The sequence below is a fragment of the Streptomyces sp. NPDC048521 genome (assembly GCF_043199855.1).
In the GTDB taxonomy this organism is placed as follows: domain Bacteria; phylum Actinomycetota; class Actinomycetes; order Streptomycetales; family Streptomycetaceae; genus Streptomyces.
Genome location: NZ_JBICWR010000019.1, coordinates 44,092 through 67,201 on the forward strand (window position 1 = coordinate 44,092; position 23,110 = coordinate 67,201).

Consider the following 23,110-nt stretch of genomic DNA (forward strand, 5'->3'; position numbering starts at 1 on the left):
GGTGCGGTCTCCTGCCTTCCGGGCCTGTCGAAGTGCCCGGATTGCCTTTGAGCAGCCCTTATGGCCTCACGAACGGCGCGAATGTAGCGGAGAGTGAGCAGACGATCGCACACTTCGCCGTACATTCATCCGATCGTGTGAGGAACGCCCGCAGGGCTGACGTACGCCGGTCGGACGTACAGTGGCGTGGGCGCGTTACGCGCCTGGCACACCGGTCGCTGAGGGAGGCGCTTGCCGTGAGTGAGTTGCGGTTCGTCCGTATGGGGTTCGGTGCGGAAGCCGTCGAGTACCAGGAGGCCTGGGACGAGCAGCGCCGGGTGCACGCGGCCCGGTTCGCCGACGAGGTCCCGGACACCGTGCTGCTCCTGGAGCACCCTCCCGTGTACACGGCCGGCCGGCGCACCGAGGACAGCGAGCGCCCGCTGGACGGCACCCCGGTCATCGACGTGGACCGCGGCGGCAAGATCACCTGGCACGGCCCCGGCCAGCTCGTCGGCTACCCGATCCAGAAGCTGCCCCGTCCCGTGGACGTCGTCGCCCATGTACGACGCCTCGAGGAGGCCCTGATCCGCACCTGCGCCGAGTTCGGCCTGGAGACCACCCGCATCGAGGGCCGCAGCGGGGTGTGGGTGCTCGGCGACCCGGTCGAGCAGCGGCCCTCGCTCGGAGGGCTCTCCCTCGACTTCGACCCGCGGATCGCCGACGAGGAGTTCGACCCTCGCCTCAACGGCCCCGAGTACGCCCCCTCCAACGCCGGCCAGCGCCGCGAGGACCGCAAGATCGCCGCCATCGGCATCCGCGTCGCCAAGGGCGTCACGATGCACGGCTTCTCCTTCAACGTGAACCCCGACAACCGGTGGTTCGACCGGATCATCCCGTGCGGCATCCGGGACGCGGGGGTGGCCTCCCTCGCCGACGAGCTGGGCCGGGACATCACGGTCGAGGACGTCCTGCCGGTGGTGGAGCGGCACCTGAGGGACGTACTGGAGAACGCGGACCTGAAGCCGAGGGTGATCGAGAAGACGCCGGCATAAAAAGCGGCATAAAAAGCGGGCCGTCCGGCGTTTGACGACGAGGCCGCAGGCCGATGGCGGGCCCCGGGGGCGGCAGCTCCCTGAGGCCGCCACCCACGCCGGGCCACCAAATCAACGGGCGTACCCTGAAGAACGCCGAAGAATCAATCGCTAGGGAGCCGGTCGTGTCCGCAGTCGCACCCGACGGACGCAAGATGCTGCGCCTGGAGGTCCGCAACAGCCAGACCCCCATCGAGCGCAAGCCCGAGTGGATCAAGACCCGGGCGAAAATGGGTCCCGAGTACACGAAGATGCAGAATCTCGTGAAGAGCGAGGGCCTGCACACGGTCTGCCAGGAAGCCGGCTGCCCGAACATCTACGAGTGCTGGGAGGACCGCGAGGCGACCTTCCTCATCGGCGGCGACCAGTGCACCCGGCGCTGCGACTTCTGCCAGATCGACACCGGCAAGCCCGAGGCACTGGACCGTGACGAGCCGCGCCGCGTCGGCGAGTCCGTGGTCACCATGGATCTGAACTACGCCACCATCACCGGCGTCGCCCGCGACGACCTGGAGGACGGCGGCGCCTGGCTGTACGCCGAGACGGTGCGCCAGATCCACCAGCAGACGGCGGACCGCGAGGGCGGCCGGACGAAGGTGGAACTGCTGGCCCCCGACTTCAACGCGATCCCCGAGCAGCTCGCCGAGGTCTTCTCCTCCCGCCCCGAGGTCTTCGCGCACAACGTCGAGACGGTCCCGCGGATCTTCAAGCGGATCCGCCCCGGCTTCCGCTACGAGCGCTCCCTGAAGGTCATCACCGAGGCCCGCGATTACGGCCTGGTCACCAAGTCCAACCTGATCCTCGGCATGGGCGAGACCCGTGAGGAGGTCAGCGAGGCGCTCAGGCAGCTGCACGACGCCGGCTGCGAGCTGGTCACCATCACCCAGTACCTGCGCCCCTCCGTCCGGCACCACCCGGTGGAGCGCTGGGTGAAGCCGCACGAGTTCGTGGAGCTGAAGGAGGAGGCCGAGCAGATCGGCTTCTCCGGCGTGATGTCCGGCCCGCTGGTCCGCTCCTCGTACCGCGCCGGGCGCCTGTACCAGATGGCGATCGAGAAGCGTGGCTCGTACATCGCCGCCCAGGCGGTGTGAGCCGAGCGTGTGAATTCGCGCACAAGTACCTACTGGCCAGTAATGGCCGAGACGACGCGGTCCTGACCGTCCTCGCTGATGAGGGCGACCCTCAGGGCCGCGTCGGCGTTCCGGCGCCCGGTTTTCAGGCTTCATGTGCGTTTGACCGGCCGGTCACGCCCTGGTAACACCAATCAGTGACTCTGTTATCACGCCCCGTACGTCCAGACCGAGGGGGGACCTCGCTCATGCAGGCCGCGCCGGTTCGCGCCACCGCCATCCCGTCCTTCACCGACGCCCTCCGGGCCGTCGAGTCCCTGCTCATGAGCGGCGGACAGCGCACCGCCCGCCGCAACGCCTGGACCTCCGTCCTGGAGGACCGCCGCCGTGCCAAGGACCGGGTCGAGGCGCAGCGTTTCCTGGAGCAGGCCGCGACCCGCTCCTGACCTCCTTCCCGCCGGGCACCGCCGTCGTCGGCACTCCTGGAGCCACGTAGACTTCGTGGCATGGCGAGGAAGGAAACCGCGGCGGACGCCGCGAACGCAGGGCGACTGAAGCAGATCGCCCTCACGTACAAGATGACCCGCAAGGCCGACAAGAAGATCGGTCTTGTACTCGCGGCCGTCGGCATCGGCACCCTCGGTGTCTTCCTCGCGATCGGCTTCTTGATCGGGCACCCGGTCTATCTGGGCATCTTCGGCCTGCTGATCGCCCTGCTGGCGACGGCGATCGTGTTCGGCCGCCGGGCCGAACGGGCCGCCTTCGGCCAGATGGAGGGCCAGCCGGGTGCCGCGGCAGCAGTGCTGGACAACATCGGCCGGGGCTGGACGACCACTCCGGCGGTGGCGATGAACCGCAGCCAGGACGTGGTGCACCGGGCGGTCGGGAAGGCCGGCATCGTGCTGGTCGCCGAGGGCAACCCGAACCGGGTGAAGAGCCTGCTGGCCGCCGAGAAGAAGAAGATGAACCGCATCGTCGCGGACGTACCGGTGCACGACCTGATCGTCGGCAACGGCGAGGGCCAGGTCGAACTGAAGAAGCTGCGCACGACCATGCTCAAGTTCCCGCGCGTGCTGACCGGCCCCCAGGTGACGGCCACCAACGACCGGCTGCGCGCCCTGGGCGACCTGATGAGCAACATGCCGCTGCCCAAGGGGCCCATGCCCAAGGGCATGCGGATGCCGAAGGGCCGCTGAGCCACGGTCGGCCGACGCGAGGATCCTACGAAGCGGCGCCGAACCGCGCCGGACAGCAGTCCGGGGCGGGTCGGCGCCGCTTCGTCGATCCGTGACACGCCGCCGAACGGAGCATCCGGCCGGTAATCGGCTCATGCGCTCCTAGCCTTCGGGATGTGACAAAACGCCATATCTCGTATCTCGCATGTGCGACGGCGCTCCTCGGCGCGCTCGTCGGTACCGCCCCGGCGTCGGCCGCCCACCGGCTCCACGTGGTGCATCCGGGTGAGTCGATCCAGAAGGCGGTGAACGCCGCCCGGCCTGGAGACACGGTGCTCGTCCTGGCCGGCACCTACCACGAGAGCGTCACGGTGAGGACGCCGGGACTGACCCTGCGCGGCGTGGGTCACCGCACGGTGATCGCGCCGGTCCGGAAGGCGGGCGCGAAGCCGGCCGCCAAGCCCGCGGCGGCCAAGGCCGCGCCGGGTGCCCGGAAGACCTCCGTCAGCTGTCGCGAGGCCGGCAACGGCATCTGCGTGGTCGGCGGCAAGGACAAGGCCCTCCCGGACGTCACCGTCGCCGACCTGAAGGTGACCGGTTTCTCCAAGACCGGCCTGTGGTCCATGGGGACCGACCGCCTGACCGTGCGGCGGGTGACCGCCGACGACAACGGGCAGTGGGGCATCGCCCAGGAGCACTCCACCCGCGGCGTCTTCCGGGAGAACACCGCCCGGCGCAACGGTGACGCGGGCCTGTTCCTCGCCAACAACGTGAAGGCCGAGCAGGGCGCCGCGAACAGCAAGGGCACGCTGGTCCAGGGGAACCATCTCGAGGGCAACCGGATCGGCATCACCGTTCGCCGGCTGCGGAACCTCTACGTCACGGGCAATCAGCTCACCGGCAACTGCGCGGGCGTGTTCCTCGTGGGCGACGAGAACAAGCCGAAGGCGGGCGCCCTGACCGTCAGCGGCAACCGCGTCGTGCGCAACAACAAGTACTGCGCGAAGACCGCCCGGCTGCCCTATCTGCAGGGCTCCGGCATCGTGCTGACCGGCACCGAGAAGACCCTGGTCACGCGGAACGTGGTCACCGGCCACTCGGGCAAGTCCCCCCTGTCGGGCGGCATCGTCCTGTTCAAGAGCTTCGTGGGCGTCACGAGCGAGCGGAACCGGATCACCGGCAACCAGCTGGAGAACAACTCCCCCGCGGACCTCGTCAACCAGGAAGCCACCAAGAGCGGCAACGCCTTCGACCGCAACTCCTGCCGGGCCTCCAAGCCCGCGGGACTGTGCTGAGCGGGCCGTACCCCACCCACGCAAGGAAGGAAGGCGGCACATGACCGCACCATCCCCCGAGCTCTCGGCTCCCCTCGAGCAGGGGGCACCCCCACCCCCTCCGCCGTCCATGCGGCTGAGAGAGCTCGTGTTCGGGGCGGCATGTGCCGCCGCCGTCCGCGCGGCCGCCCGGCTGGGCGTCGCCGACGCACTCGGGGACGCCCCGATGACCGTGCAGGAGCTCGCGGCCGCGGTGAAGACCGAGCCGAAGCCGCTGCACCGGCTGCTGCGCGCCCTGTCCTGCTACGGCGTCTTCGCCGAGCGGCCCGACGGGACGTTCGCCCACACCGAGATGTCCCGGCTGCTGCGCGAGGACGACCCGAACAGCCTGCGGTACATCTCCCTGTGGTGCACCGAGCCGTGGACCTGGGACGCCTGGCCGAAACTGGACGAGGCGGTGCGCACCGGCAGGAACGTGGTCGAGGACCTCTACGGCAAGGAGTTCTTCGTCTACCTGAACGAGGACGCCCCGGAGTCCGCCGACGTCTTCAACCGCGCGATGACGACCTCCAGCGAGCAGTCGGCGCGTGATGTCGCCGCGCTCCTGGACCTGTCCGGCGCCTCGTCCGTCGCGGACCTCGGCGGCGGGCAGGGGCACGTGGTGGCGAGCCTGCTGGACAAGTACCCGGCGATGCAGGGCTCGCTGCTCGATCTGCCGCGGGTCGTGGAGAACGCCCTGCCGAGGCTGCGCCAGGGTGGTGACCTGGCCGACCGGGCCCGGATCGTCCCCGGTGACGTCCGCGTGTCCGTCCCGGTCAAGGCCGACGTCTACATCATCAAGAACATCCTGGAGTGGGACGACGAGTCCACGGCCAGGCTGCTGCGCAACGTCGTCGAGACGGGCGGTCCCGGCACGCGGGTCGTCGTCATCGAGAACCTCGTCGACGACACCCCGTCGATGCGCTTCAGCACCGCGATGGACCTACTGCTGCTCCTGAACGTGGGCGGGGCCAAGCACACCACCGCCAGCATGGTGGGCCGGCTCGAGGCCGCGGGCCTGACGGTCGGCGACATCCGGCCGGTCAACCCCTACCTGCACGCGTTCGACTGCACGGTCCCCGCGTAGTTCGGACTCCCCCCGGAGAACACCGGTGCCGGGCCCGCGTCGGACGCGGGCCCGGCACCGGTGGCCGGACGGGGTTCAGGCGCCGGCCTCGCGCTCCCACAGGTAGAAGCGCTGTGCCATCGCGTCCTTCGGGGACCGCCAGGTCTCCGGGTCGTACGCGCTGACGTACGCCGAGAGGCGCTCGCTGACCTCCTTGAACTCCGGGTGCGACGTGACCTTGGCGATCGCCGGCCCCGGCTCGCGCTCGGACTCGATGAGGTGCATGTACACGTCGCCGAACTGGAAGAGGCTGCGCCGGACGACACCGACGAGGTGGGGCAGCTCTCCCCGGTCGGACTCCGCGAACACCTTCGCGATGTCGGGGGCGGAACCCGGGGCCATACGGGCGACGATCAGGGCCTGGTGCACGGTCTTCTCCTGTCGTCCGGCTCAGTCGGCCAGGGCCGGGGCGGGACGGTGACCGGCGGCCGCCTTCTCGATCTTGTCCCGGATCAGGGCCATCTGGACCTTGGAGTTCTTGTTGATGTTGTCGGTCATCCAGTCGTCGTCGACGGGCGCGTCCGGCTTCATCGCGAAGTCCTGCGTCCAGACCATCCGGGTGCCGGCGGGGACCTCCTCGTACCGCCAGTGGATGTCCATGTGGGCGAAGGGCCCGGTCTCGACCCGGCGCGCCTTGACGGTGAGGCTGTCGCGGTGCGGCTCACGCTCGGAGACCCAGCTCCAGACCGTGCCGTTGTCGTCCGGGTGCATGGTGAGCCGGAACGTCGTCTTGTCGCCCTCCTTCTTGAGGACCTCCACCGACGCGTACTCGCTGAACAGCTGCGGCCACCGCTCCAGGTCGTTGGTCATGTCCCAGACCAGGTCCAGCGGGGCGGCGATGGTGATCTCGTTCTGGGTGTGTCCTGCCATCTCAGGCTCCTGCCATCAGGGTGGTGTTGACGAGGTTGAGGAACTGCTGGGGCGTCTTGCAGCGCTCCGCGTCGACCGGCATCGGGGTGCCGTGCGCGTTCTCCAGTTCGCCGACGATGCCGAGCAGGCCCAGCGAGTCGACGCCGAGGACGTCGAAGCCCGTGTCCGGCTTCTCCTGGAGCTGCTGCGGGCTGACGGTGACCCCGGCGGCCTTCTTCATCAGCGCGGCGAGTTCTTCCACGGTGATCTGGGGCATGTGCTTCCTCCTTTGCTGTGCTCACAGCTCATTTCGGTCGCCGGCGCCGTGTCGCAGCACCAGCGCCGAGTTCGACCCCATGAGTCCACGGCTGAGGACCAGCGCCGTCCGCAGTTCGGCGACGCGGGCACGGCCGGTCACGAGGTCGAGGTCGTGGCAGACGTCGAAGACGTTCGGCGTCGGCGGGATCAGGCCGTGTTCCATCGCGAGCACGGCCGCGGCGGTGTCCAGCACGGGGGCCGCGCAGTACCCGCGGCCGATCCCCGTCTTGGGTGCCGTGACCGGCACCCGGGTGCCGTGGCCGCCGAGGGCGTCGGCGAGTGCCAGCGCCTCGGCCCGGTCCGCCTCCGGCACCCCGAGGGCGTCGGCGAAGACCACGTCGACCTCCTCGGGGGCGCAGTCGGCCTCCCGCAGGGCCTGCCGGATGGCCTGGGCGAGGCCCTCGCGGGTCTCGGCCCACCGGGAGGCGCCGGTGAAGGTGGCCGCGTGGCCCGCCACCACCGCCCGGACCTCGGCGCCGCGTTCGCGGGCTGCGCCCGCCGCCTCCACCACGAGCATCGCGCCGCCTTCGGCCGGTACGAACCCGCACGCCCCGTCCGTGAACGGGCGGTACGCCCGGGACGGGTCCGCCTCCCGGCTCAGTTCGTCGTAGCCGAGCTGGCAGACCATCGAGTACGGCGCGAGCGGCGCCTCGGTGGAGCCGGCCACGATCACGTCGGTGCCGCGCCGCACCGCCCGTGCCGCGTGCGCGAGGGCGTCCAGGCCGCCGGCCTCGTCGGAGGCGACGACGGAGCAGGGGCCCTTGAAGCCGCGGCGGATGGAGACCTGGCCGGTGCTCGCTGCGTAGAACCAGGCGATGGACTGGTAGGGGCCCACGAACCGGCTGCCCTTGCCCCACAGTCGCTGCAGTTCGCGCTGGCCGAACTCGCCGCCGCCGGACCCGGCCGCGGTGACCACGCCGATGGAGTACGGCGCGTCGGGGGTGTCGGCCTGCCTGAGCCGGGCGTCGTCCAGCGCGAAGTCGGCCGCGGCCATGGCGTAGTGCGTGAACCGGTCGGTCTGGACGAGGAAGCGCTCCTCGATCGTCGCGGCCGGGTCGAAGGCGCGGACCTCACCGGCCACCTTGAGGGGAAGGTGCTCGCACCCCTCGCGGGTGACCCGGTCGAGGACGCTGAGGCCTTCCTGGGTGGCCTTCCAGAAGGCGTCGGTGCTGGTGCCGTTGGGCGCTACCACGCCGATGCCGGTGACGGCCGCACGCCGGTCCTGTGGTTCGCTCATCGTGTCCTCACTCCCTCGGCCGGGTCAGGATCACCGCGGACTGGAAGCCGCCGAACCCGCTGCCCACGGACAGCACGCTGGTCAGGTTCCGTTCGCGGGCGACCCGTGGGACGTAGTCCAGGTCGCACTCGGGGTCGGGGATCTCGTAGTTCGCGGTCGGCGGTACGACCTGCTTGGCGAGGGCCAGCACGCAGGCGACCAGCTCGATGGCGCCGATCGCTCCGAGGGAGTGCCCCACCATGGACTTGATGGAGCTCATCGGGGTGTCGTAGGCGTGGTGTCCGAGCGCCCGCTTCACGGCCGCCGTCTCGTGGCGGTCGTTCTGCCGGGTGCCGGAGCCGTGCGCGTTGACGTAGTCGATCGCCGTCGGGTCGAGCCGTGCCTGGTCGAGGGCGGTCGATATGGCTCGCGCCATCTCCAGGCCCTCCTTGGTCAGACCGGTCATGTGGTAGGCGTTGCCGAAGGTCGCGTAGCCGCCGAACTCGCAGTACACATGGGCACCGCGGGCCCGGGCGTGCTCCAGTTCCTCCAGGACGAGCACCGCGCCGCCCTCACCCATGACGAAGCCGTCACGGTTGTTGTCGAAGGGCCGGGAGGCGTGCGCGGGGTCGTCGTTGTTCGGGGACGTGGCCTTGATCGCGTCGAAGCAGGCCATGGTGATCGGGGAGATCGGGGAGTCCGAGGCCCCGGCGATGCATATGTCGGCCCGGCCTTCCTGGACGGTGTGGAAGGCGTACCCGACGGCGTCCAGGCCGGAGGTGCAGCCGGTGGACACGGTCTGCACGGGACCATGAGCGCCGAAACGTTCCGCCACCGCGGAGGCCACGGTGCTCGGCGAGAACGCCCGGTGCAGCTGCGGCTCCGCCTCGGTGTGGTCGACGTCCCAGCGCTGCCCGCGATGGCTGACCAGGACGTAGTCGTGCTCCAGCCGGGTGGTGCCGCCGACGGCGGTGCCCAGGGAGACCCCGACCCGCCAGGGGTCCTCCCGGGCCAGGTCGAGACCGGAGTCCCGTACCGCCTCGTCGCCGGCGACCAGGGCGAACTGTATGTACCGGTCCGCCCGTTCGACCTGCTCGGCGTCCAGGCCGTGTGCGGCGGGATCGAAGTCGCACTCGGCGGCGATCCGTGACCGCAGTCCGGTCGGGTCGAAGAACGTGATGCCCCGCGTCGCGGTACGGCCTTCGGCCAGCAGATTCCAGAACGCCGGTACGCCGATCCCGCCCGGAGCCACGATGCCTATGCCGGTGACCGCCACGCGCCGGGTCATGAACGGACCTGCCCCCGGCCGGCCGGCTCGGCGGCGACGGCCTCCGTCTCCTCCGTGTCGACGTGGCCCAGGTTCGGGCGCGGGGCCAGCGGACCCAGGTGGAAGACGATGCGCGCCTCCACGTTGCCCACGTTGCGGAACCGGTGCCGCATGTTGATGGGGATCATCAGCCCCTGCTCCGGCCGGAGCGGGTGCGGCTGACCGTCCAGGTCCACCTCCAGCTGCCCGCAGGTGACGTACACGAACTCCTCGGAGTAGGGGTGGTAGTGCTCGCCGATGCGGTCACCGGGCTTGATGATGGCCACGCCCATGAAACCGCTGGTGGAGCCCACCGTGGCCGGGGTGAGCATGGCGCGCAGATCGCCGCCGCGCCGGGTGTTGGGCTCGACCTCGCTGAGGTCCACGATTTTCGGAAGGGGTTTGATCACGACGTTCCTCCGTGGGTGTGCTGTGCCTGAGGGATCAGGCGTCCGGCGAGCGGCGGTCGGTGATGAGCTCCATGCCGACGGCTTCGCCGTCCAGCAGGGCGTTCAGCGGGGCCTGGGCCGCGGACTTCGGCAGGGCGGGCTCGACGCCCAGACCGGGGCGCACGTCGACCAGCCGTACGACGACGTCGTCCCGCTGGAAGATCGTGCTGCCCAGGACCGGGCCGGCCGGGTCCTCCACCGCCGCCTCGTCCTGCCGGGCCAGCAGTTCGGCCAGCTCCATCCCGCGGCCCGGCCGGGCCGGGTAGTACAGCGCGTGCCGCTCGCCCTCGGGCAGGTCGTCCGCGGTGACGTGGTGCACGGCCGGCAGCGCCGCCCGGGTGAAGAACACGCGCGCGGACTCCTGGTCGTTCAGGTCCCGCTCCTGCTCCAGGTACGGGTTGATGGCCTCCTCGACGGCCCGTACCTCGGGCTGCCGGGCGACGTGGCGCAGCGCCGCGAGCAGGTCGCCACGCACCTCGATGGCCCGGACGACCCGGTTGCCGTGCATGAAGAGGGAGGTGCGGCACAGGCGGGTGGTGTCGTCGACCCGCGCCTCGGGCGAGGCGTAGTTCGCCAGGATCTCCGCGACCTTCTTCTCACTGCCCGGCTTGACGGTGAAGGTGAGCGCGTGCCGGATCACGCCGTCGCCGATGCGCGGGGACGCCTGCAGCCGGCGCTGCGCGCCCGCCGCCTCGCCACCGGTCTCCCGGACGACGTGGAAGCGCAGCGACCTGGTGTCGCGGATGCAGCTGTGCATCGGCTGCACCATCCGCACGTGCTCCTCGCTGTTCACCCAGGCGAGGAACGGCGGGGCGCTCTCCCACTCACTGGTGATGAGCCATTGGGAGGGATTCTCGATCGACTGGCACAGCTGGTCGCTGACGTGCCCGGGAACGGACGCGACCTGTTTGCCCATCTCTTCGTAGGCCTCGAGGAACTGCTGCTGGGCGCCGTCGTACACGTCCACCAACAGGACGACCCGGAGGCGGGAGCCGTCGAACACGGACTGCGAGACCCGCTTCGACACCTGACGCGTCAACTGCTGCGAAACCTTTTCCGACGTGGTGGTCATGCTGCGCACATCTCCTTCACGGGGGGCAGAGGCGAACGCCGGCCGCCGATGACGCGACGTCAGCGCCTTTTGATCCTGTGCCGGTCCGCCGATGCGCGCGACTCGCGTGAACCACGCGGGTGATTGAGCACGCGGAAGCCCTCCCAGAGGGCATGGAAACTCCAACACTCCCCGCACCCCACCCCCTGCTCAGGAGTCCTTGATGCAGCAGAAAGCCGATCACCAGGTTCCCGTCCTCGTCGTGGGCGGCTCTCTGGTGGGCCTGTCCCTCTCCCTGTTCCTGGGCCGTCTAGGCGTACGGCACATGCTCGTCGAGCGGCACTCCGGGACCTCGATCCATCCACGCGGCCGCGGCAACAACGTGCGGACGATGGAGCTGTTCCGGGTGGCCGGCGTCGAGCCGGACATCAAGACGGCGGCCTCGCTCCTCGCGGACAACCACGGGATCCTGCAGACCCCGACCCTGGCCGGCGACGCCGGCGAGTGGCTGTTCAAGGAGATCGACCCGGGTGGCGGCCTCGCCAGGTTCAGCCCCACCGGGTGGTGCCTGTGCAGCCAGAACGACCTGGAACCGGTGCTGGTGAAGGGGGCCCGCGCGCTCGGCGGCGACCTCAGGTACTTCCACGAGCTGGAGTCCTTCGCCCAGGACCCCGAAGGAGTGACGGGGTTCGTCCGGGACCGCGACAGCGACCGGCTCTACACGGTCCGCGCGGACTACCTGGTCGCGGCCGACGGACCGCGCAGCCCCGTCCGGGGACGGCTCGGCATCGGGCAGAGCGGACCGGGTGACCTCTTCGCCAACGTGAGCGTCACCTTCCGGTCCAAGCTGCTCGCCGACGTCGTCGGCGAGCGGCGTTTCATCTGCTGCTACCTCACCGACCCCGGAGCCGACGGCGCGCTGCTGCCCGTCGACAACAAGGAGAACTGGGTCTTCCACGCCCCCTGGCACCCGGAACACGGCGAAACGCTGGAGGAGTTCACCGAGGAACGGCTCCAGCGGCACATCCGCCACGCCGTCGGCGTCCCCGACCTCGATGTCGAGATCACCGGAAAGGCGTCCTGGCGCGCCGCCGAACGCGTCGCCGAACAGTACGCGGCCGGCCGGGTGTTCCTGGCCGGCGACTCCGCCCACGAAATGTCCCCGACCGGCGCGTTCGGCTCCAACACGGGCATCCAGGACGCCCACAACCTGGCCTGGAAGCTGGCCGCCGTCCTGGGCGGCTGGGCCGGACCCGGACTGCTGGAGACCTACGACGCCGAGCGCCGGCCCGTCGCCCTGGCCACCAGCGCCCGTGCCTCCGCCCGCTCGGTGGAGCACAGCCACCCCGGTTTCGCCCCGGCCCCGGGCATCGGCGGCGGCAAGCGCGGCGGCATCCTCAACGTCGTCCTCGGCTACCGCTACCCGGAGGGCGCCGTCGTGGGCGCCGACCCGTCCCAGCCGGTCGTACCCGACGGGATGCGCCTGACCGGGGAGCCGGGCAGCCGGGCCCCCCACATGTGGCTGCGCCGCACGGGCGAACGGCTCTCCACACTCGATCTCTACGAGCGGTCGCTGGTGCTGCTCAGCGACGCCGGGTCCGGCGCGGGCGCCGCCTGGCACGCCGCCGCCCGCCGCATCGCCGACACCGACGGGGTACGACTGGACGCGTACCGGATCGGTGCGGGAGCGGACGCCGAGCTGGCGTACGACGCGGAGGGCGACGACTGGGCGGCGGTCCACGGCACGACGGCCGACGGGGCGGTGCTGGTACGCCCGGACGGGTTCGTGGCCTGGCGCTCCCCCGGCGCCGTCCAGGATGCGGAGGCCGAGCTGCGGGAGGTGCTGGCGGCGGTCCTGCGGACGCGCTGAGCTGCGTTCACAGTCCTGCAACACGGCGAAGGCCACCCGCACCGGACGGTGGGGGTGGCCTTCGGGCCGTGCGTCAGATCCGTACTTCGACCGTCTTGGCGAGCCGGTCGTGCAGACCGCGGCCGTCCCGGTCCCAGATGAGGGCGGGGAGCGCGAGGCAGAGCAGGACCGTGCGCAGCAGGGAACGCAGCGGATTGACCGTGCCGGTCTCCAGGGCGACGACCCGGATGCCGAAGAGGCGCTTGCCCGGGGTGAAGCCGATCGTGCCGACGGTCAGGACGCTCATGACGAAGAAGACGCCGAGCGCCCAGTTACTCGTCGCGGGCACCTCGTCGCCGTTGGTGATCAGGCTGTATGCGATCAGCAGGCTCAGGGCCCAGTCCACGGCCAGTGCGCCGAGCCGCCGTCCGGGCCGTGCGATCGAGTTCGGGCCGTCCTCCGGGAGACCCAGCTGCTCGCCCCGGTACCCGAAGTCGGTACCCGCCTCTTCCAGGGCCGCACGCGGCCCGGAGAGCCACGATCCGATTGCCTGCCTGTTGTCCACCCGTCCACGGTACTGTGCCCGGTTCCGGGCAGTACACCGAGGGGTGCGTCGGGGCTACGGTGGACACGTGGCCGGTTAACTTCTGCGAAACAAACGGGTCACGCCCGAGAAATCACCCGTCCCTAGGGTCGAGACCAGCGTGTGCCACCGCACTGGCCGCACGAACGATCTACCACCCCGGTCAAGGAACGGTCGGGAGTAGGAGGAGCTGGATGTTCCAGAACGCCGACGAGGCCAAGAAGTTCATCGCGGACGAGGACGTCAAGTTCGTCGACGTCCGATTCTGCGACCTGCCGGGCGTCATGCAGCACTTCACGGTGCCCGTTGAGGCGTTCGACCCGGACGAGGAGCTGGCCTTCGACGGATCGTCGATCCGTGGTTTCCAGGCCATCCACGAGTCCGACATGGCTCTGCGTGCCGACCTGTCCACCGCCCGTGTCGACCCGTTCCGCCGGGACAAGACCCTCAACATCAACTTCTTCATCCACGACCCGATCACGGGCGAGCAGTACTCCCGTGACCCGCGCAACGTGGCCAAGAAGGCGGAGGCCTACCTCGCCTCGACCGGTATCGCGGACACCGCGTACTTCGGTCCCGAGGCCGAGTTCTACGTCTTCGACTCCGTGCGCTTCGCGACCAGCGCGAACGAGTCCTTCTACCACATCGACTCCGAGGCGGGCGCCTGGAACACCGGCGCCCTGGAGAACAACCGTGGGTACAAGGTCCGCTACAAGGGCGGCTACTTCCCGGTGGCCCCGGTCGACCACTTCGCCGACCTGCGCGCCGAGATCTCCCTGGAGCTGGAGCGGTCCGGCCTGAAGGTCGAGCGCCAGCACCACGAGGTGGGCACCGCCGGGCAGGCGGAGATCAACTACAAGTTCAACACGCTGCTCGCCGCCGCCGACGACCTGCAGCTCTTCAAGTACATCGTGAAGAACGTGGCCTGGCGCAACGGCAAGACCGCGACCTTCATGCCGAAGCCGATCTTCGGTGACAACGGCTCGGGCATGCACGTGCACCAGTCGCTGTGGAGCAACGGCGACCCGCTGTTCTACGACGAGGCCGGTTACGCGGGCCTGTCGGACACCGCCCGCTACTACATCGGCGGCATCCTCAAGCACGCCCCGTCGCTGCTGGCCTTCACCAACCCGACGGTGAACTCGTACCACCGCCTGGTGCCGGGCTTCGAGGCCCCGATCAACCTGGTGTACTCGCAGCGCAACCGCTCCGCGGCCATGCGTATCCCGATCACCGGCTCGAACCCGAAGGCCAAGCGCGTCGAGTTCCGCGCCCCGGACTCCTCCGGCAACCCGTACCTGGCCTTCTCCGCCCTGCTCCTCGCGGGTCTGGACGGCATCAAGAACAAGATCGAGCCGGCCGAGCCGATCGACAAGGACCTCTACGAGCTGGCTCCGGAGGAGCACGCGAACGTGGCCCAGGTCCCGACCTCGCTGAACGCCGTCCTCGACGCGCTCGAGGCCGACCACGAGTTCCTCCTCCAGGGCGACGTGTTCACGTCCGACCTGATCGAGACTTGGATCGACTTCAAGCGCACCAACGAGATCGCGCCGCTGCAGCTGCGTCCGCACCCGCACGAGTTCGAGCTGTACTTCGACGTGTGACAGACGGACCCTTCCGGGTCCCTCGGGTTCGGCAGGCCCCTCGGCGCTCTCCCTCTGCGGGGAGGGCGGCCGGGGGGCCTTCGTCGTGTCCGGGCGCCATCGTGCCTCGGGGGCTCGGGCGACCTGGCCGACCGGGTGGACGCCGCCGGACACCAGGACCGGGTGATCGGCGGCTTCATGACCCACGCCTCCACGGCGTCGTCGTACCGTCCGCCGCCGGCCATCGGCATCCCGCCGGGCTTCACCGTCCCCGCGTCGGCCGCCGTCCCGGATGCATCGTGCAACCTTTTCCGCTTCCCAGACTTCCTATTGTCGGAGGATCATTCCTCCTGACTCTGCCGGACGAGAGAGGTTGAACGGGGATGGCGGAACAGGACGACTGGCAGCACGAGTTCGATCATGCCTGGGCGAACTCGGCCGAGCACAAGGAGCCCTCGGCCCGGGCCCGGATGCTGGCCGCCCGCTGGCGGGAGAATCCACCGGCCCCGGCGCCGTTCCGCGCCGACCCGGACCCGGTGCCGCGGCGCCGGTCCTCGTGGGCCTCGACGGCCGTGGTGATCGGCTGCGTGGCCGCGGTGACGATCCTGATCGGGTATGTGCAGCTGCGCTCCTCTTATTAGGGGGCGGCCCCGTATGAGGGAGGCGGCCTTGGCAGGTCGGAGGCTTTGCTGCTCCTAGGGCCGATCGCGACCTTCTCATGGCGGTCGGCAGGTGCACACTGGACAGCGGGACGAGTGCCTGACTGCGGGGTGATGCAAGATGCAGAGCCGCTTCCGAAGCGATCGGCGACTGACCGTGCGTATGGGTCTCACGCTGTTCCTGCTCGGGCTGCTGTACGTGGGATTCGTCGCCGCGCTGATCGTGCTGCTGAGGTCCTGGCTGCTGGTCGTCGTCCTGATCGGGGCGATGTTCGTGGCGCAGTTCTGGTTCTCCGACCGGATCGCCATGTTCGCGATGCGCGGGCGGGTGGTGGAGCGGGAGGAGTATCCGGAGCTGCACGCGGTGGTGGACCGGCTGTGCGCGATCGCGGACATGCCGAAGCCGGTGGTCGCCGTGTCCGAGATGGACATGCCGAACGCGTTCGCGACCGGACGCAATCCCGACCATGCCGTGGTCTGTGTGACCACGGGCCTGCTGAGGCGGCTGGAGCCGGCCGAGCTGGAGGGCGTGCTCGCGCACGAGCTGTCGCACGTGGCGCACAAGGACGTCGCCGTCATCACGATCGCGTCCTTCCTCGGGGTGATCGCGGGGCTGCTCGTGCGGTTCGCCTTCTACTCGCAGATCTTCGGCGGGGGCCGCAGGGACCAGAACACCGCCGCGGTCTTCGCCGCCGTGCTGGGCGTCTCGGCCGCCGTGTACGCGATCAGCTTCCTGCTGATCCGGGTGCTGTCCCGGTACCGGGAGCTGGCGGCCGACCGGGCCGCCGCGCATCTGACCGGCCGGCCCTCGGCGCTGGCGTCGGCGCTCACCAAGGTCTCCGGGGACATCGCCCGGATCCCGACCAAGGACCTGCGCACGGCCCAGGCGTTCAACGCGTTCTACTTCACCCCGGCCAGCGGCAAGGAGCCCGGCATCGAGCGGTTCTTCTCCACGCACCCGACCCTGGAGCAGCGGCTGGACCAGCTGGGCCGGATCTCGGCGGAGCTGGGCGAGGCGGCCGCCGGCGGACGGCGGGCCCAGGAACGCTGAGGACGGTGGTCCGAGAAGTGCTGACGAGGGCGGGCCGGGGAACGCCGAAGAGGGACACGGCACTGCGGAAGGCGGGCTGAGCGTTGGGGCTGCTGGACATTCTGCTGGGGCGTACGAAACCGGTCGCGCCCGACCTCGACCAGCTGTTCGCGCTGCCCTCGGCGGCGATCACCCTGCAGGCGGCGGCCGGTTTCACGCCGACCGGATCCGGGGCGGTCTGCTTCGCCACGGTGGAGGGCGCGGCCTTCGAGCAGACGCACCGGGAGGTCCAGGCGCTGCTCGACGCGGACTCCGACCGCACCGGCCCACCGGTGGAGCTGCGGCAGGACGACTACGGCTACTCCTGGCTGGTGTCCCGGCGGGCCCCCGACGAGCTGGCGCAACTGGTCAACGACCTGCACGCGGTCAACAGCTCCATGGAGGTCAACGGGTTCGGCCCCCAGCTGCTGTGCTCGCTGGCCGGGTTCACGGACGACGCCGGCCGGCGGCTGGCGCTCGTCTACCTCTACAAGCGGGGCACCTTCTACCCGTTCGCTCCGGTGCCCGGTGCCGCCGAGCGGCGGGACAACGCGCTGGAGCTGCGGGTGAAGGCGGCGCTCGGGAACGATCTGCGGATCGAGCAGGACCTGAGCCGCTGGTTCCCGGTGTGGGGCGCCCCCGGCCTGTGACCGGGGACGCCGTGGCTCACCTGCTCTTGTCCTGCTGCTGGCGCCGGGCCTCGAAGGGACGCTCACGCCGGTAGCGACGCTCCCACTTCGCCTGCCGGTCCCGGCGCTCGCGGTAGGCCCGGTAGCTGTCGGGGACGGCACCCGCGCCGGCGGGCGGGGGTGGCGCGCCGGGCGAACCGCGCCCGTGCGTCGCGCACAGATAGAGCAGCGCGACGGCGGCGAGCCACCAGAGGTGGTTTCCGAATCCGAGAATCACCAGGACGACGGTCCCGGTAGCGACGATGGTGCGCATGTCGGACCTCCGTAGGGTGAGTGCGCAGGGGCAGTGGTGTGGTGTGGTGTGCGTGTGGCAGGGGGTGGAGGGTGTCGGCTTCGCGCCGTTTGTTCAGCGTAGGGAGGCCGCTACCGCGGCCGCATCCCGTTTTTCGGGGGGCCGGGCGGCCGTGAGTGCACCCACCGAAAGCCGGTCTGCTGGGCCGTCTTGCGGAGCCGGATGAGCCGGAGGCTGGTGGCCGGGCGAGAAGGCGGCGCTTCGGAACCGGGCGAGCCGGGGGCTGGGGGCCGGGCGAGAAGGCGGTGCTTCGGAGCCCGGCGAGCCGAGGGGCTGGGCCCGAAAGAGAGGGCCTTACTTACGGTGCCCGCCGAGCCGGGGGCTGGGCCCGGGCGGGAGGCGGCGCTTCGGAACCCGGCGAGCCGGGGGCTGGGGCCCGAAAGAGAGGGCCGTGCTTGCGGAGCCCGCCGAGCCGGGGGGTAGGGGCCGCGCCAGCGGGGCGTGCTTGCGGAGCCGGGTGGGCTGGGGGCCAGGTGGAAGCCGCGGTTCGTTCTAAGCCCGGTGAGCCGCGGGGTGAGGACCGGGCGAAAGGGCGCGCTTCGGAACCCGACGAAGCCAGGGGGCTGGGCCCGGGCGGGAAGGCCTGCTCCGGAGTCCGGTGAGCCGGGAGCGGGGCCCGGCTGGAGCGGCGTTGCTCGCGGAGTCCGGTGAGCCGGGAACGGGGCCCCGCTGGAGCGGCGTTGCTCGCGGAGTCCGGTGAGCCGGGAACGGGGCCCCGCTGGAGCGGCGTTGCTCGCGGGGTCCGGTGAGTGAGGGGTGCCGGGTGCCCTGGCGGTCGCAGGGCACCCGGCGCCGGTGTCACCGGCTGTAGCGCATGAACGCCCGCACCATGTGGCACGTCGTGTCGGACGGCGGACGCATCCCGATCTCCTCCGCCGTGCTGCGGATCGTCTCGTTCCGGGCCTGGCCCGGCAGGTGGATCCCGGAGTCGAGCAGGGCTATGGCGAGGCGCATGGCCTTCAGGCGCCGGTTGTGCGTGACGTACCACTCACGCGGCCGCCCGGCCGGCAGCGGCCGCTTCACCACGGGCTCGTAGGGCGAGTCGAACGGCACGGAACGCTTGGCGGTGGACTGGGTCGGCAACGGCTTCGTCAGGGCGGCAGCGGGCACAGGCATCCTCCTGTCGCGGTCAGGGCAGCCCTCCGGGGTTCCGGCGACTGTCTCGAACACTGCATCCAGTCTACCGGCGGGCACTGACAATCGGGGGTGCCGAGGCGCGGCCAAATGCCCAGGTGAGCAAGGACATTGCGGCCATGTGACAGCCGGTCGAGAAGGGACTGCCGAGACACCAGAAATTCGAACAACGCCGCTGCCGGGTACCGTGTGCCGCATGGAAATCTGGATCAATCCGGCCTGCTCCAAGTGCCGTAGCGCGATCAGCCTGCTCGATGCCGAGGGGGCCGAGTACACCGTCCGCCGGTATCTGGAGGACGTGCCGAGCGAGGACGAGATCAGGGCCGTGCTCGAGCGGCTGGGCCTCGAGCCGTGGGACATCACCCGCACCCAGGAGGCGGTCGCCAAGGAGCTGGGGCTCGGGGACTGGGCGCGGGACGAGAGCGCGCGGGACCGGTGGATCACCGCGCTCGCCGAGCACCCCAAGCTCATCCAGCGCCCGATCATCACCGCCGACGACGGAACGGCCCTGGTGGCCCGCTCCGAGGAGGCCGTGCGGGAGGCCCTCTCGCACAGCAAGGGCTGAGCGGACGCCAACTCCACTGTGACCGAGGTTACTTCGATGACTCCAAGAACCGCTGAGTAACCCCGTTCGGTATCTCGTACATAGCGGCGTACGCTCCCCTACCTCTTCAGGAGGCGCGCATGTCGCGTAGGCGAACGCTCAGCACGAAGAAGAAGCTCGCGCTGCTCGTCAGTGCCGCGGCGGTGGCGGGCGGCGGGGCCTTCGCGCTGGCCGCCACCTCGAACGCCGCGCAGAGTCCGCAGAACGCGAAGACGCTGTCCGCCGGTGACTCGACCGTCTGCCAGGGGCTGGCCACGGCCCTCGGCAACAACGAGAAGTTCATCGAGGGCCAGAAGGCGAACCCGGACGCGCAGTCGACGGCCCGGATCGCCAACCGCCAGGCGGTCATCGAGCAGATCAAGGTCCAGCAGAAGGCGTCCGGTTGCACCGTTGGGGAGTCGGCTCAGGGCTCCCAGGCGGCGCAGGGCGACGCGGGTCAGCAGGACGGGGCGCAGCAGGGCGGCCGGCAGGCCGGGGGCGCCCAGGAGACCGCCCAGCCCGCACAGACCGGTGCCGCGGGCGACAACGGCGGCGCCGCGGCCTCCGGCCAGCAGGTGTGCAACGGCTCCACGGTGACCCTCTCCGGCGAGGGCGGCGCCCCGGCCGCGTCCAGCAACCAGTTCCCGGCCGGGACGACCCTGAAGGTCACCAACCTGGACAACAACAAGTCGACGACCGTGAAGGTCACCTCGGTCTCCGGCAGTTGCGTCCTGCTCAACAACGCGGCCTTCGAACAGGTCAGGGAGCCCGGCAAGTTCCTCATCCGCCGTGCGGTGATCGAGAAGGTGGGGTGAGGCTCAGGAACCGGACAGGAAATCGATGAGGTGGCGGGTCAGCTCGGGCGGTGCCGCCTGCGGCAGCGCGTGATGGGAGACGCCCGGCAGTACGGCCGTCTCCACGCACGGCAGCGTCGCGCGGGCCCGGTTCGCCACCATGGTGGGGTCATGGGTCCTGCTGTTCGCGGCCACGAGCAGCAGGACCGGCACCCGCAGGGCGCGCAGTGCGTCCGGCGCCGGGCGCGGGCCGGTCACCGGCCGCGTGGCCGGGAAACCGGCGGCGGCCTCCTGGAGGTGCAGCCAGTCGGGGTCCAGGGCCTCCCCCACTCCCGGCTTCGCCGAACCGGCCCTCACCCCGGTCTCCCAGGCGAGGAACGCGCGGACGCGGCGGGGCGTGGGGCGCAGCAGCATCGGCAGGGCGTGGAGCAGGTACGCCGCTTGGAATCCGGCGAAGCACTGGGTCGGGTCCAGGAGGAACAGGCGGCGTACCCGGCCGGGGTTGCGCAGGGCGTGGTGCAGAGCGATCCAGCCGCCGTAGGAGTGGCCGCCCACGTCGGCCGTGGTGATCCCGAGACCGTCCAGGACGGCGTCCAGCCAGTCGGCCAGGTCGGCGACCGTACGGGGGTGGCGGTCGCCGGCCGGTGCGTTCAGGCCCGGGGCGCCGATCAGGTCGACGGCGTGGACGCGGCGGAGGCGGGAGAGGGCGGCGGCCTGGGCGTACCAGGAGGCGGAGGTGGCTCCGCCGCCGCCCGGGAGCAGGAGCAGCGGGGGCGCGTCGCGGGGACCGCAGGCGTGGACGCGGGTCTCGCCGAAGGGTGTGGGCACGGTGCGGGTCTCCCGGTCGCCCGGCCACTTCGCCATGACCTTGTCGTACGCAACCCGGAACGCGTCGCGGTCGTATCCGGTCATGGAACCGCCCCCTATTATCTCGTTCAGCAAGATATTCGCTGAGCGAGATAGTATCCCGGAGGGCCCTCATGTCCACCCCGCCCGACCCCGCCCCGGCGCCCGAGCTGGAGATCGTCCATCTGCTGCGGGCCGTCACCGTGGAACTCGGCCTGCACAGCGCCCGGTTCGCACAGCGCCACGGCATGCACCCGACGGACGTGCGCGCCCTGATCGCGCTGATGGACGCCCGGCGGGCGGGTGAGGAGATGAGCGCCGGGCGGCTCGGGGCCGTGCTCGGGCTGAATTCGGCGGGTACGACCGCGCTCGTCGACCGGCTGGAGCGGGCCGGGCAGGTGCGCCGGGTACGCGGCGCCCAGGACCGGCGGAAGGTCGTCGTGGAGGTTCAGGACCGCGCCGTGGAGCTCGGCTGGGCGTTCTTCGGCCCGCTGATCGAGCGCTCGGTGGAGCTGCTGCGCGGTTACGACGAGCACCAGCTGGCCGCTGTCCGGGGCTTCCTGCACGGGGTGCGGGAGGCCGCGGCAGGGGCGGAGTGAGCTGTCGTACTCCGCGCTCGGTGACCTCACAAGGTGAGCCCGGCCACAGAACGACCAGGTAACACGGGGTTCACATATGAGCAATGGACGGGAAACCGCCTGTTGACAAGCTGCCCGGCAGATCGAGCGGCGCCAAAGTGCCGCAGCGCCGCAGCACCCCGAGTGCGCCGAAACCACCCCCGAAGGATGTGGCCCCGTGACCTTCAAGGCTGAGTACATCTGGATCGACGGCACCGCGCCGACGGCCAAGCTGCGTTCCAAGACGAAGATCATCACGGGTGCCCCGGCCGGTCTCGACGCGCTGCCGATCTGGGGCTTCGACGGCTCCTCCACCAACCAGGCCGAGGGGCACTCCTCGGACTGCGTGCTCAAGCCGGTCTTCACCTGCCCGGACCCGATCCGCGGCGGCGACGACGTCCTGGTGCTGTGCGAGGTCCTGGACACGGACATGACCCCTCACCCGTCCAACACGCGGGCAGCGCTGGCCGAGGTCGCCGAGAAGTTCGCCGCGCAGGAGCCGATCTTCGGCATCGAGCAGGAGTACACCTTCTTCGACGGCTCCCGCCCGCTGGGCTTCCCCGAGGGCGGCTTCCCGGCCCCGCAGGGCGGCTACTACTGCGGTGTCGGCGCCGACGAGATCTTCGGCCGCGAGATCGTCGAGGCGCACCTGGAGAACTGCCTGAAGGCGGGACTCGGGATCTCCGGCATCAACGCCGAGGTCATGCCGGGCCAGTGGGAGTTCCAGGTCGGCCCGCTGGCCCCGCTGGAGGTCTCCGACCAGCTGTGGGTGGCCCGCTGGCTGCTGTACCGCACCGCCGAGGACTTCGGCATCTCCGCGACCCTCGACCCGAAGCCGGTCAAGGGCGACTGGAACGGCGCGGGCGCGCACACCAACTTCTCCACCAAGGCCATGCGTGAGGGCTACGACGCGATCATCACCGCGTGCGAGTCGCTCGGCGAGGGCTCCAAGCCGCTGGACCACGTCAAGAACTACGGCGCCGGCATCGACGAGCGTCTGACGGGCCTGCACGAGACCGCCCCGTGGGACAAGTTCTCCTACGGCGTGTCCGACCGCGGCGCCTCCGTCCGCATCCCGTGGCAGGTCGAGAAGGACGGCAAGGGCTACATCGAGGACCGCCGCCCGAACGCCAACGTCGACCCGTACCTGGTGACCCGCCTGCTGGTGGACACCTGCTGCACCGCCCTGGAGAAGGCCGGCCAGGTCTGACCCGACTCCGCGAAGGGGGCGCCCGCCACATCGGCGGGCGCCCCCCTTCCGTATGCCGAGACGGCGTTTCGGACACGTGAGCCGTGCGGAACCCGCTGGTCGGCGGCCGTACGGTCGCCCCGCGGCCACACGCAGCGTCAACTTCACGCCAAGGAAGCGTCCAAGCAGTGAGAGGAGGGTCCTGTCCGGTGGACTCGTCTGCTTCAATGGGCGCATGGCCAGTTTCCAGAAGTGCACCGCGACGGGTCGCCATGAC

Annotated in this window: 26 protein-coding genes; 15 read left to right on the forward strand and 11 right to left on the reverse strand. The window is 70.6% G+C overall.

The window, feature by feature from the left end:
- Positions 1–236: 236 nt before the first annotated feature.
- From lipB to ACGFRF_RS33475, 6 genes are all read left to right on the forward strand, one after another.
- Positions 237–1,034: a lipoyl(octanoyl) transferase LipB gene (gene lipB, locus ACGFRF_RS33450; RefSeq protein ID WP_393746443.1), complete on the forward strand. Its 798-nt coding sequence runs from the start codon at positions 237–239 to the stop codon at positions 1,032–1,034.
- A 164-nt stretch (positions 1,035–1,198) separates the two neighbouring features.
- Positions 1,199–2,164 carry a lipoyl synthase gene (gene lipA, locus ACGFRF_RS33455; RefSeq protein WP_393746445.1) on the forward strand — a complete coding sequence of 322 codons (966 nt, stop codon included), beginning with the start codon at positions 1,199–1,201 and terminating at the stop codon, positions 2,162–2,164.
- Positions 2,165–2,391: 227 nt separating this feature from the next.
- Positions 2,392–2,589: a hypothetical protein gene (locus tag ACGFRF_RS33460; protein ID WP_393746447.1), complete on the forward strand. Its 198-nt coding sequence runs from the start codon at positions 2,392–2,394 to the stop codon at positions 2,587–2,589.
- A 60-nt stretch (positions 2,590–2,649) separates the two neighbouring features.
- Positions 2,650–3,339 (forward strand): DUF4191 domain-containing protein, encoded by a 690-nt coding sequence (locus tag ACGFRF_RS33465; RefSeq protein WP_393746449.1) that lies wholly within the window; start codon positions 2,650–2,652, stop codon positions 3,337–3,339.
- A 155-nt stretch (positions 3,340–3,494) separates the two neighbouring features.
- Positions 3,495–4,613, forward strand: coding sequence for a nitrous oxide reductase family maturation protein NosD (locus ACGFRF_RS33470; protein WP_393746451.1), 1,119 nt, complete (start codon positions 3,495–3,497; stop codon positions 4,611–4,613).
- Between the two features lie 109 nt (positions 4,614–4,722).
- Positions 4,723–5,718: a methyltransferase gene (locus ACGFRF_RS33475; protein ID WP_393746659.1), complete on the forward strand. Its 996-nt coding sequence runs from the start codon at positions 4,723–4,725 to the stop codon at positions 5,716–5,718.
- Positions 5,719–5,793: 75 nt separating this feature from the next.
- On the opposite strand, the gene ACGFRF_RS33480 is transcribed toward ACGFRF_RS33475, so the two are convergent.
- Genes ACGFRF_RS33480 through ACGFRF_RS33510 form a run of 7 tightly spaced genes read right to left on the reverse strand, consistent with a single transcriptional unit; the run spans position 5,794 to position 10,967 of the window.
- A complete protein-coding gene (locus tag ACGFRF_RS33480) occupies positions 5,794–6,126 on the reverse strand; it encodes a TcmI family type II polyketide cyclase (RefSeq protein ID WP_393746452.1) in 333 nt (110 codons plus the stop codon).
- 21 nt (positions 6,127–6,147) lie between these two features.
- Positions 6,148–6,627, reverse strand: coding sequence for an SRPBCC family protein (locus ACGFRF_RS33485; RefSeq protein ID WP_393746454.1), 480 nt, complete (start codon positions 6,625–6,627; stop codon positions 6,148–6,150).
- Between the two features lies 1 nt (position 6,628).
- Positions 6,629–6,883, reverse strand: a complete 255-nt coding sequence (locus ACGFRF_RS33490) for an acyl carrier protein (protein WP_393746456.1) — start codon at positions 6,881–6,883, stop codon at positions 6,629–6,631.
- A gap of 21 nt (positions 6,884–6,904) precedes the next feature.
- The gene (locus ACGFRF_RS33495) at positions 6,905–8,161 is read right to left on the reverse strand and encodes a beta-ketoacyl synthase N-terminal-like domain-containing protein (protein ID WP_393746458.1); all 1,257 of its coding nucleotides are present in this window, start codon (positions 8,159–8,161) and stop codon (positions 6,905–6,907) included.
- A 7-nt stretch (positions 8,162–8,168) separates the two neighbouring features.
- The gene (locus ACGFRF_RS33500; protein WP_393746460.1) at positions 8,169–9,428 is read right to left on the reverse strand and encodes a beta-ketoacyl-[acyl-carrier-protein] synthase family protein; all 1,260 of its coding nucleotides are present in this window, start codon (positions 9,426–9,428) and stop codon (positions 8,169–8,171) included.
- On the reverse strand, positions 9,425–9,856 hold the full coding sequence (locus ACGFRF_RS33505) for a cupin domain-containing protein (RefSeq protein WP_393746462.1): 432 nt from the start codon (positions 9,854–9,856) through the stop codon (positions 9,425–9,427). Before ACGFRF_RS33505 ends, ACGFRF_RS33500 begins: the two co-directional genes overlap by 4 nt.
- A 34-nt stretch (positions 9,857–9,890) precedes the next feature.
- Positions 9,891–10,967 (reverse strand): SchA/CurD-like domain-containing protein, encoded by a 1,077-nt coding sequence (locus ACGFRF_RS33510; RefSeq protein ID WP_393746464.1) that lies wholly within the window; start codon positions 10,965–10,967, stop codon positions 9,891–9,893.
- A gap of 202 nt (positions 10,968–11,169) precedes the next feature.
- Between ACGFRF_RS33510 and ACGFRF_RS33515 the strand changes: the two genes are divergently transcribed.
- The gene (locus tag ACGFRF_RS33515; RefSeq protein WP_393746466.1) at positions 11,170–12,816 is read left to right on the forward strand and encodes an FAD-dependent oxidoreductase; all 1,647 of its coding nucleotides are present in this window, start codon (positions 11,170–11,172) and stop codon (positions 12,814–12,816) included.
- Positions 12,817–12,889: 73 nt separating this feature from the next.
- Here ACGFRF_RS33515 and ACGFRF_RS33520 read toward each other — a convergent pair whose 3' ends face one another.
- A complete protein-coding gene (locus tag ACGFRF_RS33520; RefSeq protein WP_393746467.1) occupies positions 12,890–13,360 on the reverse strand; it encodes an RDD family protein in 471 nt (156 codons plus the stop codon).
- A 212-nt stretch (positions 13,361–13,572) separates the two neighbouring features.
- On the opposite strand from ACGFRF_RS33520, the gene glnA reads away from it, so the two are divergent.
- The 4 genes from glnA to ACGFRF_RS33540 all read left to right on the forward strand — a co-directional run bounded on the left by glnA (position 13,573) and on the right by ACGFRF_RS33540 (position 17,339).
- Positions 13,573–14,982 carry a type I glutamate--ammonia ligase gene (gene glnA / locus ACGFRF_RS33525; protein ID WP_208031859.1) on the forward strand — a complete coding sequence of 470 codons (1,410 nt, stop codon included), beginning with the start codon at positions 13,573–13,575 and terminating at the stop codon, positions 14,980–14,982.
- Between the two features lie 362 nt (positions 14,983–15,344).
- Complete coding sequence (locus ACGFRF_RS33530; RefSeq protein WP_393746470.1) at positions 15,345–15,602, forward strand: hypothetical protein; 258 nt, start codon at positions 15,345–15,347, stop codon at positions 15,600–15,602.
- A 139-nt stretch (positions 15,603–15,741) separates the two neighbouring features.
- Positions 15,742–16,671 carry a zinc metalloprotease HtpX gene (htpX, locus tag ACGFRF_RS33535; protein ID WP_393746472.1) on the forward strand — a complete coding sequence of 310 codons (930 nt, stop codon included), beginning with the start codon at positions 15,742–15,744 and terminating at the stop codon, positions 16,669–16,671.
- Between the two features lie 83 nt (positions 16,672–16,754).
- Positions 16,755–17,339 (forward strand): hypothetical protein, encoded by a 585-nt coding sequence (locus ACGFRF_RS33540; RefSeq protein ID WP_393746474.1) that lies wholly within the window; start codon positions 16,755–16,757, stop codon positions 17,337–17,339.
- A 16-nt stretch (positions 17,340–17,355) separates the two neighbouring features.
- Here the strand turns inward: ACGFRF_RS33540 and ACGFRF_RS33545 are convergent, their stop codons facing one another.
- Both ACGFRF_RS33545 and ACGFRF_RS33550 read right to left on the reverse strand, forming a co-directional pair.
- Entirely contained in the window at positions 17,356–17,631 is a 276-nt protein-coding gene (locus tag ACGFRF_RS33545) for a hypothetical protein (protein WP_393746476.1), read from the reverse strand.
- Positions 17,632–18,468: 837 nt separating this feature from the next.
- Positions 18,469–18,780, reverse strand: coding sequence for a hypothetical protein (locus ACGFRF_RS33550; RefSeq protein WP_393746477.1), 312 nt, complete (start codon positions 18,778–18,780; stop codon positions 18,469–18,471).
- Between the two features lie 220 nt (positions 18,781–19,000).
- Here ACGFRF_RS33550 and ACGFRF_RS33555 point away from each other — a divergent pair, with 220 nt between their 5' ends.
- Complete coding sequence (locus ACGFRF_RS33555) at positions 19,001–19,369, forward strand: arsenate reductase family protein (protein ID WP_393746479.1); 369 nt, start codon at positions 19,001–19,003, stop codon at positions 19,367–19,369.
- 119 nt (positions 19,370–19,488) lie between these two features.
- The gene (locus ACGFRF_RS33560; RefSeq protein ID WP_393746481.1) at positions 19,489–20,202 is read left to right on the forward strand and encodes a hypothetical protein; all 714 of its coding nucleotides are present in this window, start codon (positions 19,489–19,491) and stop codon (positions 20,200–20,202) included.
- Between the two features lie 3 nt (positions 20,203–20,205).
- On the opposite strand, the gene ACGFRF_RS33565 is transcribed toward ACGFRF_RS33560, so the two are convergent.
- A complete protein-coding gene (locus tag ACGFRF_RS33565; RefSeq protein ID WP_393746482.1) occupies positions 20,206–21,093 on the reverse strand; it encodes an alpha/beta fold hydrolase in 888 nt (295 codons plus the stop codon).
- 68 nt (positions 21,094–21,161) lie between these two features.
- Between ACGFRF_RS33565 and ACGFRF_RS33570 the strand changes: the two genes are divergently transcribed.
- Entirely contained in the window at positions 21,162–21,626 is a 465-nt protein-coding gene (locus tag ACGFRF_RS33570; RefSeq protein WP_393746484.1) for a MarR family winged helix-turn-helix transcriptional regulator, read from the forward strand.
- A 196-nt stretch (positions 21,627–21,822) separates the two neighbouring features.
- Positions 21,823–22,854 (forward strand): glutamine synthetase, encoded by a 1,032-nt coding sequence (gene glnII / locus ACGFRF_RS33575; RefSeq protein ID WP_393746486.1) that lies wholly within the window; start codon positions 21,823–21,825, stop codon positions 22,852–22,854.
- Positions 22,855–23,110 lie beyond the last annotated feature (256 nt).